Raw genomic sequence first — 17,396 nt, 5'->3', positions numbered from 1 at the left:
TTCGCCGGAAAATCCTAAGTTCTAAGCTGGAATGTTTCGACCGAAAAAAAATGGCATTTCCGGGAAAATTACGGGTAGAAGAAACCTTGACAAAAGAAGCAATACTTTAAAGCATAGCAGATAAATTCCAATAAAACAGACAATAAGTTCACCTTATTTGTCTGAAGGACAGTAAAATGAAACAATCGTACGAGCCAACGAAGCCAAAAAAAGGAATCTCCGTTTTTCTTTCTCTAGTATTTCTCGGCATCCTTTGCCTGACGAATGTTTCCCTGATTGCACAAGAGGTTCTACTCAATGCATCATTCGATCCCACCAGGGAACTTTACGAAGATATAAACCGCCAATTCTCCGAAGTCTGGAAAAAGAAAGCCGGCAAATCTGTGCAGTTCCAACAATCACACGGCGGTTCCGGAAAACAAGCTCGGGCTGTCATTGACGGATTGGAAGCAGACGTAGTTACATTGGCTCTTTCGTACGATATAGATAGTATCGCCCAAAACTCCGGGCTGATTTCTAAGGACTGGGAAAAAAGATTTCCGAACCACTCCACACCGTACTACTCCACTATCGTTTTCTTGGTAAGAAAAGGAAATCCAAAGAAGATTAAAGATTGGGAAGACGTAGTAAAACCTGGAATCGGTGTAATCACGCCGAATCCGAAAACTTCCGGAGGAGCTCGCTGGAACTACCTAGCAGCATGGGGATACGCCCTCAAAAAATTCGGATCAGAAGAAAAGGCAAAGGAATTCATAAAAGCTTTATACAAGAACACTTCTGTTTTGGATACAGGCGCAAGAGGATCCACAACTACTTTCGTACAGAGAGGAATCGGGGACGTCCTACTCGCTTGGGAAAACGAGGCCGAACTTGCGATCAATGAATCCAAAAAAATAAACAACGGAGAAGTGAAATTCGAAGTCGTTTATCCGAGCTCAAGCATCTTGGCGGAAACACCGGTCGCGATCGTGGACAAGGTAGTAGAAAAGAAAAAAACTGCGGAACTAGCAAAAGCTTATTTGGAATTTTTATATTCGAAAGCTGGACAAGAAACTGTCGCGAAACATTTCTTCCGACCTTTTGATGCTGCCGTATTAAAGGCAAACTCTGCGAAATTTCCGAAAATCAAACTTTCAACGATTCGGGACATAGCAGGCACTTGGAAGGATGCTCACCAAAAGCATTTCGCCGACGGAGGACTTTTCGATTCCATTTACGGGGAAGCTAAAAAATAAACTTTTAGAACTCGAGCCATCCGAAGCTTGGCTCTTCGTTTGACGGAATACCCCACCATCCAAAAATTGTAGGAAAGGGGTTTTGATTCTGCCTCGCACAAGAGAAAGCTTCGGAATTTCTATGAATATCGTATTTCGACCGTACTCTAAATCCAGCTTCGGACTTGCACTTGGAATCACAGTATTCTATTTAAGCATACTCGTAGTTGTTCCTCTCTCTGCTTTATTTTTCCGTTCCGCTGAATTAGGATATAGTGGTCTTTTGGAAATCTTTTCCGAGGATCGAATCCAAAGTGCTTTGCTTCTCAGCTTTGGTGCCGGCGGAATCGCGGCGATCCTGAATCTTTTCATCGGTTTCTTATTTGCCTGGGTACTCGTGCGTTATGATTTTCCAGGTAAAAAACTCTTGGATTCTTTGGTGGACCTTCCATTCACACTGCCTACTGCGGTAGCTGGAATTGCACTCACTACGATTTATTCTACGAACGGATGGATCGGAAGAATACTAGATCCTTACGGAATTAAGATCGCGTACACTCCGGCTGGAATCGTAATCGCATTGGTATTTATCGGATTTCCATTCGTAGTCAGAACTGTTCAGCCGGTCTTGGAAGAACTTCCGAAAGAATTGGAAGAAAGTGCTTTTTGCTTAGGAGCAAACAGATTTCAAACTTTCTGGAAAGTATTACTTCCGGAACTTTGGCCGTCTCTGCTCGCTGGAACCAGTATGGCATTCGCGAGGGGAATCGGAGAATACGGTTCTGTCGTTTTCATCTCCGGAAACCTTCCAGGTAAAACAGAAATACTACCTCTATTAATCGTCACCAAACTAGAACAGTACGAATACGCGAAGGCGACCGGGATCGCAATATTGATGTTAGTCTTATCCTTCGCGATCATGTTTGCGGTGAATTTATTGCAAAATAGGATCTCTAGGAGGTTAGGATGAGAATTTCTTCCCCTCTATGGATTCGGATTCTTCTCATAGGATCCGTATATCTTCTTGCCGCATTGATTTTGCTTTTACCTTTAGTGACTGTGTTTATGGAAGCCTTCGCGAACGGTTGGAACGGTTATTGGACTGCATTACAAGATTCTGATACACTTTCAGCCCTTTTGATGACTTTGAAGGTAGCAGCCATCGCAGTCCCTTTGAACACAATATTTGGAATTATAGCGGCATTTCTTTTAACAAGATTCGAATTCCCTGGAAAGAATCTAATTCTTACAGTGATCGATTCTCCGTTTGCTGTTTCTCCGGTAATTTCAGGACTGATCTTCCTATTACTCTTCGGTCGACAAGGTTGGCTAGGAGAAACCTTGGACGAACTAGGAATCAAGATCGTGTTCAATACCCCCGGACTAGTCATCGCTACCATCTTTATCACTCTTCCGTTTGTGGCAAGGGAACTGATCCCGTTGATGCAATCACAGGGCAAGGAAGAAGAGGAAGCCGGAATTTTACTCGGAGCTTCTCTTACGAAGACATTTCTGCGGATCATTGTCCCGAATATCAAATGGGGACTTTTGTACGGAGTGATTCTTTGTAATGCAAGGGCCATGGGAGAATTCGGAGCAGTCTCTGTTCTTTCCGGACATATTAGAGGAAAGACAAATACCCTCCCCTTGCAGATCGAAATGTTGTACAACGAGTACAATTCTGTGGGAGCATTTTCTGCGGCGTCACTTCTTGTATTCCTTTCCTTACTTACTTTACTAGTAAAGACGATCTTAGAAAGAAACATCTACGCAAAGCCTGTGGAACCGCCGGAGAAGATAGAAGCGAGTTCAAGTTCTCAATCCGAACCAGAAGCACAGGCAGATTTCAGTATTTGAGGATACTCTTATGTCGATAGAAATTCGTAATGTAAGCAAACGATTTGGAGAGTTCCAAGCTTTAAAGGACGTAAATCTTACGATCCCAGAAGGAGATCTTGTAGCCCTTTTGGGTCCTTCGGGAAGTGGAAAAACCACACTGCTCAGAATTATCGCGGGTCTCGAAGAGCCGGATGAAGGCGAAGTAGTATTCAACGGAAAGGAAGCAAGAAAGAAAGAAGAAAGAGGAGTAGGCTTCGTTTTCCAACATTACGCTCTTTTCAGACATATGAATATTTTCGATAATATTGCTTTCGGTCTGACAGTCCGCCCTAGAAAAACCAGGCCTTCCAAATCCGAAATTAGAGATACTGTATTTCGTTTATTAAAATTAGTTCAATTAGAAAGCTTTCATGATCGCTATCCTTACGAGTTGTCTGGAGGACAAAGACAGAGGGTAGCTTTGGCAAGAGCCTTAGCGATCGAACCGAAATTTCTGCTGCTGGACGAGCCCTTCGGTGCCTTGGATGCAAAGGTCAGAAAAGAACTGAGAACTTGGCTGAGAAGATTACACGACGAAATTCATATCACCAGTGTATTTGTGACCCACGATCAGGAAGAAGCTCTCGAAGTAAGTGATTCTATCGTAATATTAAGATCTGGTAAAATAGAACAAATCGGAACTCCTGATGATGTGTACAATCATCCGAAAAATGCATTCGTGTTTCATTTCTTAGGGGATGTGAATCTTTTTCACGGTCGAATCCAGGATGGAAATACAAAGATCGGAGAACTTGTCGTAGAAACGCCGGAACATTCCACCATCAAAGACGCAGAGGCGGTCGCCTACGTCAGACCATACGACGTGCAAATTCATAGATCTGAGGAGTCTGGAATTCCGGCAGAGATCCAGTACATCCACTCAACCGGAAGGAATGTTCGGATCGAACTGAAGAGATTAGATTCTGGCTCTTTGATCGAGTCCTTGATGGACCAGGCTACCTTCAAGGAAATGAATCTCCTTCCCGGAGAGACAGTCTATCTTAGAATCCGAAAAGCAAAGGTGTACACGGAAGATTTTATTATCTGAGCTATAGTGCAGCAAGTATTCCAAAGTAGGATGTCGGAGCTGATAGCTATGCCTTGTTCTGGCTATGCTTATCGCCAATTCTCAAGTTTAAGTGCTTTAATTCTTCGGAATTCTTTCTCATTATTAGTAACGAGAGTATAATCGTTTGAAAGTGCTTGGGAGGCTATCAACAGATCAAATGGACCTATTGGTTTTCCAGATTTTTCTAAATCAAATCGAATTTTAGCTGCGATTTCCGTATCGCGACTTTCAAATGAAACCACATTTAAATAACTTATAAAATCATCTAAAGCTTTTCTATTCTTATCTTTGTGAACACTCTTCTGAACACCGTAATATAATTCAAATTCAGTAATAGTAGAGATATAGATGTTTTCTAATGAAGCCTTTTTAAATTTCTTATAAACTGATTCAGGTTTTTGATTAATTATATAAATACAGATATTTGTATTCAATAGATACTGATTCATAATGAATCACGTCGATCGTAATCTCTTGGCTGATTTCTTTCAATTCTGAAATCCTCAGAAAATTCGTTTAGATTATTCCAAAATCTATCTACCGCGTCGTCAATTGGAGTTAGAATTACATTATTTCCATCTTTACGAATATACACTTCCTTCCCCTTAAATCTATATTCCTTAGGGAGCCGAATTGCTTGGCTGTCTCCATTTTTAAATATTTTGGCGCGATTCATATATATATCTGAATATATATTTTATAAATGTCAAGGCTTTCGGAAGCATAAAGTCACTAAATTTCAATTTATGCGAAGTTTGATGAATCTTGTCCATTCATCAAATTATTCAGGACCTTATTGCAAATCCAGGAGTTTCCTTCGAGCCAGCTTATTACCCAGAAGCTATATTATCTTTGTGGCCCAAATATATCAAAGACTATGATGATGCAGTTTTAACTGCTGCCGGCAAAATATTAGAAGCCAAAATCGTAACTTTTGACAATGAATTCATTAAATCTTTCAAAAAGTTAAATTTGGGCCTGCATCATATTTGATAATTGAGATTTTTTGCATTTCTAATTAAAGTAATATTCAAAGCCAAAATTCCGCCTAACGTCAATTACATGAACGTTCGCTTAGCCGCTGAAGCGCGTAATCGCAAATAACCCAGCTCTAGTTTTCTTCGGCGACTACAGACTGTAGGACCTCCTACAACTTCTTTCCCGGAATTTTAGCTCCGGGGTCTCTGGATAGCAGTGTGTGAGTTTGGTAATTTTTAGGAAGGCCCCGCCCTTCCTGGGCGGGGGCCGGTGCGGTGGAAGTACCGTTCGCTTCATTTCACAAATTTTCTTTTTCGACAAGTGTTTTTCGTTTAAACGAGAGCTGTAGGAGCTCCTACAAGCTATCCAGAAATTCCGGAGCTTCTTTCCCGAAATTTTAGCTCCGGGGCCCCTGATAGCACTGCGCGAGCTTGGTAATTTTTTAGGAAGGCCCCGCCCTTCCTGGGCGGGGGCCGGTGCGGTGGAAGTACAGTTCGCTTCATCTCACAAATTTTCTTTTTCGACAAGTGTTTTTCACGTAAGCGAGAGTTGTAGGACCTCCTACAAGCGGAACAGAAATTCCGGAATTTCTTTTGTGGAATTTGTTTTATTCTTTCAGGGCTTCGATTTCAGAAATCTCTTTCGGAATCATAGAAGTCAAAATCTCGGGGGTTTCTCCATTTATGAGAATATCATCTTCTATTCTAACGCCGATCCCTCTAAAATTTTCCGGGATCCTTTCATCGTTGGGATCAAAATATAATCCGGGCTCCACAGTAACTACCAATCCATTCGTCATGGCCTTGCTTCTTCCGTTATCAAAATAACGTCCTACATCGTGCACATCCATCCCTAAGTAGTGGCCAGTTCTGTGCATGTAAAATCTCTTATATTCTCCGGTTTCGATCAGAGAAGAAACATCTCCCTGCAGAAACTTCAAATCTTTCAGACCTTCCGTTAAAAAGCGGATCGTCTTTTCATGAACTGTGTTGAATTCAACATTTGCTTTGGTTTCTGCGATCGCATTCTTCTGAGCTTGAAGCACTAGCTCATAGATAACTTTTTGTTCTGCGGTAAATTTCTTTGAGGCTGGAAAAACCCTGGTGACATCTGCGGTGTAACAGTCTTTTTCCGCTCCACTATCCACTAAAATCGCATCATTATTTTGTATTTTAGATTTATTGGAAGTATAATGAAGTATAGTAGCATTCTTTCCTGCAGCGACGATATGGCCATAGCCTCCACCCCAGGCACCATGCTTCAAATATTCTGATTCCAAGATCGCCTCTAACTCGAATTCGTACATCCCAGGCTTGGTCTCTCGCATCAATCTTTCGTGACCGATCGCAGTGATTCTGGCTGCTTCCCTGAGCTTATCTATCTCTTCCTGAGATTTGTACATTCTCATTTCGTGTAGAAAATTAGGAATTTCTAATCTTTGAGGTCCAAACTTGCCTTCTCTGAGCCTTTCGTTCAGTACATAAACTAATTCTAAAAGTTTAGAATCTCTTTCCTTATCCTTTCCAAAAAAGTGATATAGAGTAAATTGGTTTGTCAGAATTCCAACGATCCTGGATTCCCATTCCCCCAGATCAAAGGACTCATCCAATTCCAGGCGATTCTTGATTTCAGTTTTGCCCAAACGGATTCCTGTCCAAATTTCCTTTTCCTTATCTTTTGGAAGGCTAAAATGAGCCGAATAGTTCCTTCTCAGGACTAATACTCCGTCGTTCTCTTCGATTCCCGTAAGATAGTAATAATCGGAATCTTGACGAAATTTGTATTCTACATCTCTATTCCGAATTCTTAATGGAGCAGCAAATACTAACAATACTTCTGCATCGCGAAGTGAATTCTGCACGGAACGAATCCTATTTCTAAATACACTTTGATTCATAATTACTTACCTATTAGACCCTAAAAGACCCAATGCTTCCCGAACGATTCTTTCGGTATCTTGCTCTAACATGCACCTAAAATGCTTTTCAGGGCAGACCCTTCCTCCGTGAATTCCGCATGGGCGACAGTACAGGTTTTCGATTTGAGATATATATTGCTTTGATGCCAGAGGAGTATATCCGAATTCCGGAATTGTCGCGCCGAAAACGGCTAACGTAGGAATGTCAAATGCAGAGGCGAAATGAATCGGAGAAGAGTCATTCGAAATCAGTAAGGCTGCCTTACTCATCAGATAAGACAATTCAGGCAAACTAGTCTTCCCCGCGAGGTTCGTTGCATACCCTTCGCCTACTTCCTCACATAATGGAAAGTCTGATTTTCCTCCGGTCAGAACGATCCGATAGTCAGTTCTTTCCGAGAGTTCTTTTCCTATCTTTCTAAACTTATCTGCTGGCATTCTTTTGGTTTCCCAAACAGAGGACGGAGAAAGAAGGATAAATTTCTTTTCCTCGAGACCGTGTTGTTTCATCAGAAGCTGAATCTGACGGACACTTTCCTCCTTCCAAAAAAGCTCTGGTACTTTAGAAATCGCGGAAATCTGTTCCTGCGAATACAATAGTGACAAAAGTTTATCCACCTCGTGCGGACCCCGCAGAGGTCGTGAAATCTTTTTTGTTAATAGAAATGAAAATCCTGCGGAAGAATAGCCGATTCGAATCGGGGCACCGGTTCTCCAAGCTATCAAACTAGAACGAAAAGAGAAATGAGGTGAAAAAACTATATCAAATTTCTTTAATTTTAGTTCACCGGTAAACTTCCAAAATGCGCCTACGGAAGACTTAATGGTTTTCTTATCTAGAGGTACAAGCTGGTCTATCCAAGGATTTGCCTCTAGAACGCTTTCGGTTCCTTTGTTAACAAGTACGGTCAGGTTAGAATCTGGATAGAGTCTTTTTACTTCCCGAATCAAAGGAGTGGTTAATATCAGATCTCCCAGAAAAGCGGTTTGGATCAGAAGTATGTTCTTTTTCATTCGCTTCCTATAATCGTCGCAAAGTTATTAATCCCCAATCCTCCGATCGACAAGGCCAAGCCTCTTCGGTATGCGCCCTTGGATATTTCGCGAAAAAGTTCTGCGATTTGTGCCAATCCCGAGACTCCAACCGGATGCCCTCTTGTTTTCAATCCCCCGGAAGGATTGATCGGCAATTTTCCTGTTTTATGAGTATGCCCTTCCGCTATGAACTTTAAGGCCTTTCCTGTAGGGAAAATTCCCGCGTCTTCGGCGCTGATCACCTCGAAGGGCGTAAACGCATCGTGCAACTCCGCGATCTGAATATGCTCAGGTTTTAAATCGGCTTCCTTATACGCTTTTGCGAAGGCCTGCTTAGAGGCAGGAAAGCTCAAGGCCCCGGGTGGACCTCCTACATGGCCTACACCATGCCCTGCTCCTAATATTCGGACAGGAATTTGATTTTTAGGAATCCGGTTCCAATCGCTCTCCACCAAAATCGCGCATGAGCCATCCGACAAAGGAGAAATATCAAAAAGACAAAGGGGACTCGAAAACATCGGTGCGGAAAAGTATTCATCTTCACTTAACTTTTTTTGAATATGTGCGATCGGATTTTCTAATCCGTTGTCATGCAGTTTTTTTGAGAGCGCAAAAAGTTCTTTTCTGGAATATCCAAATTCTTGCATGTATCTGGTCGCACTCATTGCTCCGCCTTGGGCCATGGACATTGCGAGTTTTCTCTGAGTTCCGGAAAGAACTGAACCGAGTAAAAGATTATTTTCTTCTCTGGGAAGTCGGCTCATTACTTCGGTCGCAATTACGATTCCTCTCTGGAATTTCCCGGACTCCAAAAAAAATTTTGCCAGATGAAGCGCAGAAGCACCGCTAGAAGACGCTGTTTCAGTTCGAATTGTAAATATATGAGAAAGACCTAATGTTTCTTTGATTTTTGCAGGAAGGAAAACTTCTCCAGTATATTTTTCTGGTGCCATCGCAGCAAAAATTAGGAATTCAGGCACGAAATCCGGATTCCTTTTTAGTAAATGATACGCAGTCTCACATGAGAGAGAATGATAATCGGAATCTGTCTTACCAAATTTACTAAGCTGAACGTCCCGAAGATAGGTTTTCACCATATTCTAACATAGGATCTGGCGCTTGGAATGCTTGCAAAGTCAAAAACAAAGATAGAAATATTCCAATATTAGAATCAGGCTTTTCAAAAAAGCGCCATTTGATTATACTGATCTGCGGAGGAGAAACGACGTGAAAGGCAAGCAAGAAGTCCTCGACATTCTAGCGGAAGTGCTGTCCGCCGAACTCACCGCGATAAACCAGTATTTTATCCATTCGAAAATGAACAAAAACTGGGGTTATCACAAGTTAGCTGACTACATGAAAAAAGAATCCATCGAAGAGATGAATCACGCAGATCAAGTGATCGAGCGAATTCTTTTTCTGGATGGAATTCCTGATCTTCAAAGATACATGAAGATCAATGTAGGAAAAGATATAGAGTCGATTATCAAAAACGACCTGGACGTAGAACTTTCGGCCGTGGAACGTTTGAATCGTGGGATTGAAATCTCGACCCGCAATGCAGACAACGGCACCCGTGAATTGCTCGAGAAGATCCTCGTATCCGAGGAGGAGCATATCGACTGGCTCGAGGCCCAGCTCGAGATCATCAAAACCATCGGTGTCCAGAATTATTTGGCCCAGCAGATCCCCTAAACATTGTTTTCAAAAAAAACCACTTTCAAAAAATCCCCTTCCTCTCGTCAGGGAGGACAGGGGAAAGATTCTTCAAAAAGCTCAAAGAATACAGAACACAAACATTCCAGACCAAAAGGCAAACACCAATCAGGTGAGCCTAAACCTTTCCGCCACAAGGAAAGAGAGGAAGGTCGCTCAGAAGTTTCCGGAAAAGAGAAAAAACCTTTTCGGCCCAAAAAGATAGAAGAGGACGATTCCAGAGGCAACAGGAAATCTCATCGTTCGCAAGTAGACAACTCGGACAGAAAGAGACCCCATCGTTCACAGATGGATCACTCTCAGGAAAAGAGACCTCAACGTTCTGGAAACAGATCTCACGGCCCGAACCAAGGCATGGGCAACAAAAAACCTTTCCGTTCCAAAGATCGTTCCGGATCCAAAACTGGAGAACGACCTTACCGCCCGATTGTAGAAGGTGGCTCGGAACATTACGACCCTAGTCCTTACAGATCAAAAGAAGAGCAAAGTTTTCCAAGGGGACGCTCCCATGGAAAACCGTTTCAATCAAAACATGGAAACTCTCGTGGCAATTCCCAAGAGGGTGGCCCTTATCGTCCTACGGATAGAAATCGACAAGGCGGACAGCGAAACGAGTCCAGACCTAGACACTCAAGAGCAGAAGGCGGTCAAGAAAACCGTCGGCACTCCAATCGAGGTGGCTCTCAAAGAGAAGGCTCTGGATTCCAGCAGAGATTCAGAAAAGAACAAGGACAAAGGCCACACGGTGACAGACATTCACACCGCGGTTTTCGATCCGAAGAAAGTTATGATGATATACGCTCCGGATGGAGTTCCTCCAAATTATCCTTAAGTGAGTTTGATCGCCCTGAATCCCTGACCTTTCACGCGTCTTGCGGAGACGGGTTGTCATTTTTGTTAAGAGAAGAAGTGGAAGAATTCGGACTGGATGTACTTTCAGAAAATCGAGGCGGAATTTTCTTTAGAGGACCTGCCAAGAAAGTCAGGGACTTTTGTCTGAGCTCCGGAATCGCTTCCGGCATCAGCTTTGAGCTTTCGTCTTGGAACGATATACAAGGTCCGGATGATCTTTACGAAGTCGCAGCGATGTATCCTTTCGAAAAGCTGCTTTCTCCAGGTACTAAATTCAGAATCGATGCTAGCACAAAGGATTCCTTGCCGGATTCTAGATACGCAACTTACCGATTAAAAGACGCAATCTTTGATCGATTCAGAGCAAAAGGACTGGAACTCCCTGAAGCTGACCGAGAAGAACCGGAGGTCCTTTTTTATCTAAGATCCAGAATGGATCAGGTAAAACTCTTCCTAGCTTTGCACTCGCAACCTTTACAAAGAAGAGGACACGAGAGAGAAGGCGGAGAAGCACCGATCAAGGAAACATTAGCACAAGCTTTATTACGTTTTTCTGGTTGGAAAGTGGGAGAATCTCTGTATGATCCGTTTTGCGGCTCGGGAACTTTGTTAATCGAAGCAGCGCTTAGAGTTAGGAACAATGGCTGGGTCAACTACCGTAGTCTATCAGTGTCTTCGATATTCTCCAGGTTATTCGGATCCTTCCGAATAAAAGATTCTAAAGCGTCCGATGCAGACAAACCAGTTCTTGTGGGCTCTGATGTTTCGGAGGAAGCAATTGAACTCGCGAAACGAAATGCTCGCGAAGCTGGAGTAGCAGACTTGATTTTGTGGAAAGTCTTTCCGGCGGAATCTCCTCCAGAAGATTTTGCATTTCCGAATGGAAAGATTGTGACAAATCCACCGTACGGAGTCCGTATGGGAGATAAAGAATCCGTGGCTGAACTCTACAGCTCCTGGGGCAAAACCTTAAAGGAAAGATTTCACAATATCGATGTGGCTCTTGTGAGTGGAGATCCTTCCTTATTGGGATATTTAAAACTAAAATCCTCCAAAGAACAATCCGTTACGATTGCTCAACTGAAAGGAAAATTAGTTGCCTATCAGATTAACTGATTAAGGATCTCGGGGAGAGATGAACCATCAGGAGATCCTCCTTAAGCTGCTCGAAGTTACCGAAAATTCCAAGGATAGCTTTCAGTTTTTAAAACTCTTTCGCTCTTTGGAGCCCGAAAAGTTTGCGATTATTCATGCAAACTCCGAGACTTTGGTAGAATCAGCCGAGGCGCTTTTATACAATCTGAAACTTCTCCAAAAACTGGAGCTGTTTCCGATCGTAGTCTTGGAAAAGGATGCGGTTTCATACGCAAATCTGTTCTTTCGGGCACCTTCTCCCACAAAAGTAACCCTGAAGGAAGTCAAGGATCGCAACCAAGAAGATTTCAGCGAACCGATGCCTGGAGCCCAGAGCCTTCCGGCGAAATGGTTCCGGACTCCTAGCCAACCTCTTGAATCAGTAAAACTTTCATTAAAAGAACGTAAAATTCCAGTCTTCGTGACGGATGTAAACGGACAAGAGGTCTACACATATTTAGCAAAGCTTTGTTCTCAGTTGAGCACAAGGAAGCTTGTTTTGCTCACCGTAAGAGGTGGAGTACACACTCCGAAAAACAAAAAAATTTCCATTTTGGACTTTGAATCTACTGAGGAAATTTCTGCAGAAGACAGAAATCTGGCGCAAGACTGCAGAAAGATTTACGAAATAGTAAGGGATCCGAACTTTCAAATCGCGGTAACGAGTGCGCCAGGTTTACTAAAAGAACTATTCACAATCAAAGGTAGTGGAACTCTATTTAGAAAGAAAAATAAAATCGAATTCCACGATGATATCACCAAGTTAGATCGAACAAAACTCAATCAATTGATCGAAAATGCGTTTCGCAGAAAGCTTAAGGAAGGCTTCTGGGAAAATCAGTTTTCTGGAATATTATTAGAATCCGAATATAAAGGTTGTGCGATTTTTCAAAAGACCGATTGGGGCACATTTCTTTCTAAATTCGCAGTCGACGAAATAGCCAGAGGAGAAGGCGTCGGAAGAGATATTTGGGACGCCATGCTAGAAAGGTATCCAAAGGTATTCTGGAGAGCCAGATCCGAGAATTCCATTTCAAAGTGGTACACGAAAGAATGCGATGGAATGTTAAAAGAAGAAGTCTGGATCTATTTTTGGATCGGGCTGCACGATTCTGAAATTCCCGAAGTGTGTAAATTCCTGAGGAACTTCCCGGTAGATTTGGAATCTAATGAAAGCGCAGAGTCGAAATCATTCTTATCTGCCTGATCGAAAACCATGCCCGAAAAAATATTTTACTTTGATGGGAACTGCGAGTTTTGCACTTCCCTATCTCAAAAACTGAAATCAGTTTGCCTAGACCCGGCAATTCAGTTCGAATCATTTCAAAAGTATTCAAACGAAGAATTACGAAAAATGAATCCTTCCCTAGATCGGAGGGTAGCACAAGGAAATGTACAACTCTTATGGGAAGGAAGACGCTATCCCGGCTTTTTTGCAGTCAGAAAACTTTCCCACAGTCTAAGGGGCTGGAGATGGATCTCTCCTCTCCTCTATTTACCTCTGGTACCCTTTTTCGGGATACTAGCTATGAATCTCCTGAAAGCAGTTAGATCCGGAAAGCCTGAGTAGGCCCTGGTAAAAAACAAGCCTTGCATCTAAAGCGGCCAAATTCCCCCTTCTAACACTTTCCCTTTGCTCCTCGGTAGTCGCGGCGACTTCGATCAATCGGAACATTTTCTCGGAATGAGATTCGTCAGCTTCCAAGTTGACTTCAAAAAATTTACCTTCGGGAAGTACAACTCTAGATTTCAGTTCTTTGAAAGAACGATACATCCGACCGTACTCCAATTTCAGCAAATATTCGTTAGCTGGACCCAAGGCTCCAAGTGCCGCGTAAAAATCGGTCGTAGTGGTTTCATTCATGAGTTTGAGATAAGACGCAGTTTCCGGGAGTAAATCATCTTCCGACACGACTTCTCCCATTTGCATTAGAAACTTTTTAAGAATGAAAACATGAGAATTCTCCTCGGATCCTTCTCCCAACTCTTCCCAAATGTTCTGCACTAAAACGATTTTGGAAGCCACCGAATCAGCGATCGCCGCGGTCTGCAAAAACCAGTTTACGAAGGAAACTGAGACAAAGTATTCTTGCTTTAACCAAAGAATTAAATCTTCTCTTTCCATCCTCCTTGCTTTTTCTCTAAGCCAAGGGTTCTGTTCCAAAACCGAATGGTTCTGAACCTGAAGGGTTAGCTCCTCCCTAAAAGGAATTATTCCCTTCATAAAAAATCAAAACTCACTTTGGGAGATTTGATTTTGGAATAGGAAAAGCGTTCTGTACGAAACTCTTCTCGGGCGATATCGATCAATTCTTTTAACATTTCAGAATAAGTTCCAAACGAATGTGTATAACAAATAGGGAATGTACTATAATAAGGGGATAAACCAGGCGTAAGATTCCATTCCAAAAACTGCGGCTCTCCGCGATGGTTCGCTTTCCAATCCAGACGAGCCGCACCGGCCGTTCCGATAAATTCGCATAATCGAATGGATAACTCCTGAATATTCGCCTCTCTAGTTTGATCTAGATCGAAGATCAATCTCTCCGGCATCGAAGATTTAGTCTTCGTTCGTTCCCCGTAAACGGATTCCAATCCGTTATCCAATTCAACCCTACCTACGTTGCTGGCTCGATAACCGAGTTCGGGAGAGCCTATGATCGCGACAGTCCATTCTTCTCCAGGAAGAAACGATTCCCAAACCCAAGAACCGTATAAATAGGATTTCTTTTCCAGGAATCTATACAAACTTTCCAAATTTTGAATATGATTTTCATCACTAATACCTAGACTGGATCCTTCTCCATTCGGTTTGTAGAATACGGGAAAATCCGCTTCGGCCGGAAGTCTCAGACCTTTGAATCCAGGAATGGAAGATACATGGACTTCTTTAGAATTATCGTCGCCACTCGAATCCCAGATTCCCCAATCTGCTGTAGGTAATCCTAAAGATAGTGCGATCAATTTAGACGCGTGCTTGTCCAAACTGAGTGATTGAGCATACGCGTCAGAGCCAGTGTGAGGAAACCCGGAGTATTCTCCTAACGCAGGCAGCCAAGCCTCCCTGTTCCTGGATAAAAAGCCTTCCACAAGATGAAATAGCACAGGCTTTTCGTTCAAGGGAAGATTTCTGAATTTGTGAAGCAAGCCTATCAACTCTGAGGGGGACTCCACTAATTCTACAATCTCTCCTTCCGTTTCCAGTTGCTCTTTGATCGAATTCACTGAAGCTGCCCCCTCCCACTCCTGAGTAAGAGCTCCTGGAAGATCATTATGAGATTCTAAAATATCTGCGATTAAAAGAACTGTGGGCGAAGATTCCGACATTAGTCTTCCTCCGAAACCAAAGAAATTCCTCGGGATACCGAGTATGCTTTTTTATGGATCGATTCCCAAAGTTCGGAGTTTAGTTCAGGATATTTAGAATCGTATTCGCTCCCTATCGGCTCAGGACTCAGATGAAAAGTACCGTGGACGGCCGATTTAAACACATGGGTTCTTGTTTCTCTGTGAAAACCGAGATACCAATTCGGTCCAAGGGTAACTTTTCCTCCGCCACCCGGGAGATCGTTCACAAATTGTGGAATCCCCATGCCTCCAATTTTTCCCCTCATATATTCTATAATTTCTAATCCTTTGGCTAAAGGAGTTCGGAATCCCCTAGAGCCTGGAATAACCTCAGGATCGTACATATAATACGCGCGAATTCTCATCTCTAAAAGTCTCCGATGCAGCCGAAGCATAGATTCTCCGTCGTCATTGATCCCCTTTAGAATGACACATTGGTTTCCTACGCTCACCCCAGATTTCAATAATCTGAGAATGGCCAGTTTGGCTTCATCAGTACATTCCTTTTCATGATTAAATTGTGTATTACAAAAAATTGATAATCTTTCCTGATTTCTGGCTTCCAGTATTTCGCAAAGTTGCGGAGTGATTCTCATAGGTAAAGTAACAAGATTTCGAGTACCGATCCGACAGATTTTTACGTGCGGAATTCTCTCCAAATTTTCCAGAATCCAGTCTATCTTAGAATCCGAAAGATTCAGAGGATCTCCTCCAGAAATCACGACGTCCGAAATTTCCGAATGACTTTGGATATACTCAAAGCAGGCTTCCAGGTCGCCAACATCCATTCTTTCGTCTGAACTGGATACTTTTCTGCCCCTCATACAATGCCTGCAATAAACGGAACATTCATGATTGGAAAACAAAAGTACTCGATCCGGGTACATGTGAGTCAATCCTCTAACTGGAGACAGGTCCTCCTCGTGCAATGGATCCAAAGACTCTTCTGCGGAAAAAACAGACTCTTCGGCTTGCGGTACGATCATCTTTCGGATTGGACAATTGGGATCTTTTGGATCGGACAAGGACAAGTAATAAGGAGTAGTTCCTACATTCAAACGAACCGAATTTTCGAGCCCGTATTTCTCGGAATCCGTAAGGGCAAAATACCGGTTTAAGTCCTGGGACTTTACGCGATTTCGGAGATGGGATTTGTAATCTGACCAATCTACCCGGGAGAACAACGTCTCTCTCTCACGAAGGATTCGATCGGGGGAAAAATAGTTTGCTTCTGTCTGGGAAGCGATGGCTTGAGGAAAATCTTCCATGGCTTATACGAAAGTGTACTTTCCCGTGCAAAGGGCCCCGCCCTTCTGGGTGGGGGCCGGAGCGAAGCGGTGGTACCCTCCGTCTACTGTCACAAATTTTTCCGTTTCACAAGCTTTTTTCCGTGCCATAGAATTAGTAGGAGCTCCTACTAAACTTCCAATCCATCGCATTCGAATCCGATAAGAGCCTTTTTCGGAAAAGATATAAGTGCAACAGCTACAATATCCGAACCGTAGCTCGGAAAATCAAGCGAAGGAAAAAAGGAATGCCCAGATTTCCTCAAGCGAAAGCATGGATCTGTCCATGAATTGGAACCCTTCCAAAATTACAGCCCTTGCTTTTGACGTAGATGGTACACTTTTTTCTTCCGAAGAGATCATTCTGGAGACTTATGTAGAAGCAATTCGCAGATTTTCCGAATCTTCCGGTATCCCGCTCGAAACTCCGAGTAGGGAGCGGATTATGGTAGAGATAGGCAAACCGGTAAAAACGATCTTTCGAAACCTGGTCCCCCAGCTAGAAGAAGGCCAAAGGGATCAGATTTCCGATTCGGTGCTTTCTTTATTGGTCGAAATGATCCAGAACGGAAAAGGTCACTTTTATCCAAAAGTTTTGGAGACGATCGATTCGCTCAAAAAGAAAGGATATCTGATTCTGGCTGCCTCGAACGGCAGGATGCCCTATGTAGAAACGATACTGCGGGTCTCGGACACCCTCCGCTTCTTTGATCCGATTCTGGTCTTGGATAACGAAAAAATTGCCACGAAGGCAGATATCGTCTCCGAATATTTATCTAGGTATAAACTCAGTCCAGATCAATTATTGATGATCGGGGATCGAAGTTCTGATTACGAAGCGGCCAGAAAAAATAATTGCCCATTTGCATTTTGCGTTTATGGACATGCCCCAGAGGGAGAGATCCAAGATTGGGAAGTCTCCCTAAATCAGTTGGAAGATCTAGATAAGGTTCTTTAAACCCTTCTCT

18 protein-coding genes are annotated in these 17,396 nt (G+C 42.9%); 10 read left to right on the top strand and 8 right to left on the bottom strand.

The genetic code is table 11. The annotated features are described in order from the left end of the window. The first annotated feature begins 176 nt into the window (after positions 1-176). The 4 genes from CH373_RS04230 to CH373_RS04215 all read left to right on the top strand — a co-directional run bounded on the left by CH373_RS04230 (position 177) and on the right by CH373_RS04215 (position 4,140). Positions 177-1,235 carry a sulfate ABC transporter substrate-binding protein gene (locus CH373_RS04230; RefSeq protein WP_100714500.1) on the top strand — a complete coding sequence of 353 codons (1,059 nt, stop codon included), beginning with the start codon at positions 177-179 and terminating at the stop codon, positions 1,233-1,235. Positions 1,236-1,356: 121 nt separating this feature from the next. Then, on the top strand, positions 1,357-2,184 hold the full coding sequence (cysT, locus tag CH373_RS04225; RefSeq protein WP_100714567.1) for a sulfate ABC transporter permease subunit CysT: 828 nt from the start codon (positions 1,357-1,359) through the stop codon (positions 2,182-2,184). After that, positions 2,181-3,071 carry a sulfate ABC transporter permease subunit CysW gene (gene cysW, locus CH373_RS04220; protein ID WP_100714501.1) on the top strand — a complete coding sequence of 297 codons (891 nt, stop codon included), beginning with the start codon at positions 2,181-2,183 and terminating at the stop codon, positions 3,069-3,071. Before cysT ends, cysW begins: the two co-directional genes overlap by 4 nt. 10 nt (positions 3,072-3,081) lie before the next feature. After that, a complete protein-coding gene (locus CH373_RS04215; protein ID WP_100714502.1) occupies positions 3,082-4,140 on the top strand; it encodes a sulfate/molybdate ABC transporter ATP-binding protein in 1,059 nt (352 codons plus the stop codon). A gap of 68 nt (positions 4,141-4,208) precedes the next feature. Here CH373_RS04215 and vapC read toward each other — a convergent pair whose 3' ends face one another. Both vapC and vapB read right to left on the bottom strand, forming a co-directional pair. Further along, the gene (gene vapC / locus CH373_RS04210) at positions 4,209-4,610 is read right to left on the bottom strand and encodes a type II toxin-antitoxin system tRNA(fMet)-specific endonuclease VapC (protein WP_100714503.1); all 402 of its coding nucleotides are present in this window, start codon (positions 4,608-4,610) and stop codon (positions 4,209-4,211) included. Further along, positions 4,607-4,837: a type II toxin-antitoxin system antitoxin VapB gene (gene vapB, locus CH373_RS04205; protein ID WP_100714504.1), complete on the bottom strand. Its 231-nt coding sequence runs from the start codon at positions 4,835-4,837 to the stop codon at positions 4,607-4,609. The genes vapC and vapB overlap by 4 nt, the downstream gene beginning before the upstream one ends. A gap of 89 nt (positions 4,838-4,926) precedes the next feature. Between vapB and CH373_RS04200 the strand changes: the two genes are divergently transcribed. Next, entirely contained in the window at positions 4,927-5,154 is a 228-nt protein-coding gene (locus CH373_RS04200; RefSeq protein ID WP_100714505.1) for a hypothetical protein, read from the top strand. Between the two features lie 592 nt (positions 5,155-5,746). Here the strand turns inward: CH373_RS04200 and CH373_RS04195 are convergent. Genes CH373_RS04195 through CH373_RS04185 form a run of 3 tightly spaced genes read right to left on the bottom strand, consistent with a single transcriptional unit; the run spans position 5,747 to position 9,189 of the window. Beyond that, entirely contained in the window at positions 5,747-7,036 is a 1,290-nt protein-coding gene (locus CH373_RS04195; RefSeq protein ID WP_100714506.1) for an aminopeptidase P N-terminal domain-containing protein, read from the bottom strand. A gap of 6 nt (positions 7,037-7,042) precedes the next feature. After that, on the bottom strand, positions 7,043-8,071 hold the full coding sequence (locus CH373_RS04190) for a glycosyltransferase family 9 protein (RefSeq protein WP_100714507.1): 1,029 nt from the start codon (positions 8,069-8,071) through the stop codon (positions 7,043-7,045). After that, on the bottom strand, positions 8,068-9,189 hold the full coding sequence (locus CH373_RS04185; protein ID WP_100714508.1) for a thiolase family protein: 1,122 nt from the start codon (positions 9,187-9,189) through the stop codon (positions 8,068-8,070). The genes CH373_RS04190 and CH373_RS04185 overlap by 4 nt, the downstream gene beginning before the upstream one ends. A 130-nt stretch (positions 9,190-9,319) precedes the next feature. Between CH373_RS04185 and bfr the strand changes: the two genes are divergently transcribed. From bfr to CH373_RS04165, 4 genes are read left to right on the top strand one after another with little or no spacing between them, the layout of a single operon-like run. Beyond that, positions 9,320-9,787, top strand: coding sequence for a bacterioferritin (bfr, locus tag CH373_RS04180; protein WP_100714509.1), 468 nt, complete (start codon positions 9,320-9,322; stop codon positions 9,785-9,787). 3 nt (positions 9,788-9,790) lie between these two features. Continuing rightward, on the top strand, positions 9,791-11,776 hold the full coding sequence (locus tag CH373_RS18775; RefSeq protein ID WP_243393250.1) for a THUMP domain-containing protein: 1,986 nt from the start codon (positions 9,791-9,793) through the stop codon (positions 11,774-11,776). A gap of 19 nt (positions 11,777-11,795) precedes the next feature. Further along, the gene (locus CH373_RS04170) at positions 11,796-13,001 is read left to right on the top strand and encodes an acetylglutamate kinase (RefSeq protein ID WP_100714510.1); all 1,206 of its coding nucleotides are present in this window, start codon (positions 11,796-11,798) and stop codon (positions 12,999-13,001) included. A gap of 9 nt (positions 13,002-13,010) precedes the next feature. Further along, positions 13,011-13,364, top strand: a complete 354-nt coding sequence (locus CH373_RS04165) for a DCC1-like thiol-disulfide oxidoreductase family protein (RefSeq protein ID WP_100714511.1) — start codon at positions 13,011-13,013, stop codon at positions 13,362-13,364. Here the strand turns inward: CH373_RS04165 and CH373_RS04160 are convergent. The 3 genes from CH373_RS04160 to CH373_RS04150 are packed head-to-tail and all read right to left on the bottom strand — an operon-like array spanning position 13,317 to position 16,410. Further along, the gene (locus CH373_RS04160) at positions 13,317-14,018 is read right to left on the bottom strand and encodes an iron-containing redox enzyme family protein (protein ID WP_100714512.1); all 702 of its coding nucleotides are present in this window, start codon (positions 14,016-14,018) and stop codon (positions 13,317-13,319) included. The genes CH373_RS04165 and CH373_RS04160 overlap by 48 nt on opposite strands. Further along, positions 14,015-15,121 (bottom strand): D-alanine--D-alanine ligase family protein, encoded by a 1,107-nt coding sequence (locus CH373_RS04155; protein ID WP_100714513.1) that lies wholly within the window; start codon positions 15,119-15,121, stop codon positions 14,015-14,017. The genes CH373_RS04160 and CH373_RS04155 overlap by 4 nt, the downstream gene beginning before the upstream one ends. Beyond that, positions 15,121-16,410 carry a KamA family radical SAM protein gene (locus tag CH373_RS04150; protein ID WP_100714514.1) on the bottom strand — a complete coding sequence of 430 codons (1,290 nt, stop codon included), beginning with the start codon at positions 16,408-16,410 and terminating at the stop codon, positions 15,121-15,123. Before CH373_RS04150 ends, CH373_RS04155 begins: the two co-directional genes overlap by 1 nt. Before the next feature lie 304 nt (positions 16,411-16,714). On the opposite strand from CH373_RS04150, the gene CH373_RS04140 reads away from it, so the two are divergent. Beyond that, on the top strand, positions 16,715-17,386 hold the full coding sequence (locus CH373_RS04140; protein WP_100714569.1) for an HAD family hydrolase: 672 nt from the start codon (positions 16,715-16,717) through the stop codon (positions 17,384-17,386). Positions 17,387-17,396: the final 10 nt, after the last annotated feature.

The organism is Leptospira perolatii, from assembly GCF_002811875.1.
In the GTDB taxonomy this organism is placed as follows: domain Bacteria; phylum Spirochaetota; class Leptospiria; order Leptospirales; family Leptospiraceae; genus Leptospira_B; species Leptospira_B perolatii.
Note: the sequence above shows the minus strand (reverse complement) of the source record. Positions and strands in the feature narration are given on the sequence as shown.

What these genes read in the sequence shown, in the direction of transcription:
- CH373_RS04150 (WP_100714514.1), bottom strand. Translation starts at nt 16,410, where the DNA reads ATGGAAGATTTTCCTCAAGCCATCGCTTCCCAGACAGAAGCAAACTAT.
- cysT (WP_100714567.1), top strand. Translation starts at nt 1,357, where the DNA reads ATGAATATCGTATTTCGACCGTACTCTAAATCCAGCTTCGGACTTGCA.
- CH373_RS04230 (WP_100714500.1), top strand. Translation starts at nt 177, where the DNA reads ATGAAACAATCGTACGAGCCAACGAAGCCAAAAAAAGGAATCTCCGTT.
- CH373_RS04155 (WP_100714513.1), bottom strand. Translation starts at nt 15,121, where the DNA reads ATGTCGGAATCTTCGCCCACAGTTCTTTTAATCGCAGATATTTTAGAA.
- vapC (WP_100714503.1), bottom strand. Translation starts at nt 4,610, where the DNA reads ATGAATCAGTATCTATTGAATACAAATATCTGTATTTATATAATTAAT.
- CH373_RS04185 (WP_100714508.1), bottom strand. Translation starts at nt 9,189, where the DNA reads ATGGTGAAAACCTATCTTCGGGACGTTCAGCTTAGTAAATTTGGTAAG.
- CH373_RS04170 (WP_100714510.1), top strand. Translation starts at nt 11,796, where the DNA reads ATGAACCATCAGGAGATCCTCCTTAAGCTGCTCGAAGTTACCGAAAAT.
- CH373_RS04215 (WP_100714502.1), top strand. Translation starts at nt 3,082, where the DNA reads ATGTCGATAGAAATTCGTAATGTAAGCAAACGATTTGGAGAGTTCCAA.
- CH373_RS04195 (WP_100714506.1), bottom strand. Translation starts at nt 7,036, where the DNA reads ATGAATCAAAGTGTATTTAGAAATAGGATTCGTTCCGTGCAGAATTCA.
- CH373_RS04190 (WP_100714507.1), bottom strand. Translation starts at nt 8,071, where the DNA reads ATGAAAAAGAACATACTTCTGATCCAAACCGCTTTTCTGGGAGATCTG.
- CH373_RS04165 (WP_100714511.1), top strand. Translation starts at nt 13,011, where the DNA reads ATGCCCGAAAAAATATTTTACTTTGATGGGAACTGCGAGTTTTGCACT.
- CH373_RS04160 (WP_100714512.1), bottom strand. Translation starts at nt 14,018, where the DNA reads ATGAAGGGAATAATTCCTTTTAGGGAGGAGCTAACCCTTCAGGTTCAG.
- vapB (WP_100714504.1), bottom strand. Translation starts at nt 4,837, where the DNA reads ATGAATCGCGCCAAAATATTTAAAAATGGAGACAGCCAAGCAATTCGG.
- CH373_RS04140 (WP_100714569.1), top strand. Translation starts at nt 16,715, where the DNA reads ATGAATTGGAACCCTTCCAAAATTACAGCCCTTGCTTTTGACGTAGAT.
- cysW (WP_100714501.1), top strand. Translation starts at nt 2,181, where the DNA reads ATGAGAATTTCTTCCCCTCTATGGATTCGGATTCTTCTCATAGGATCC.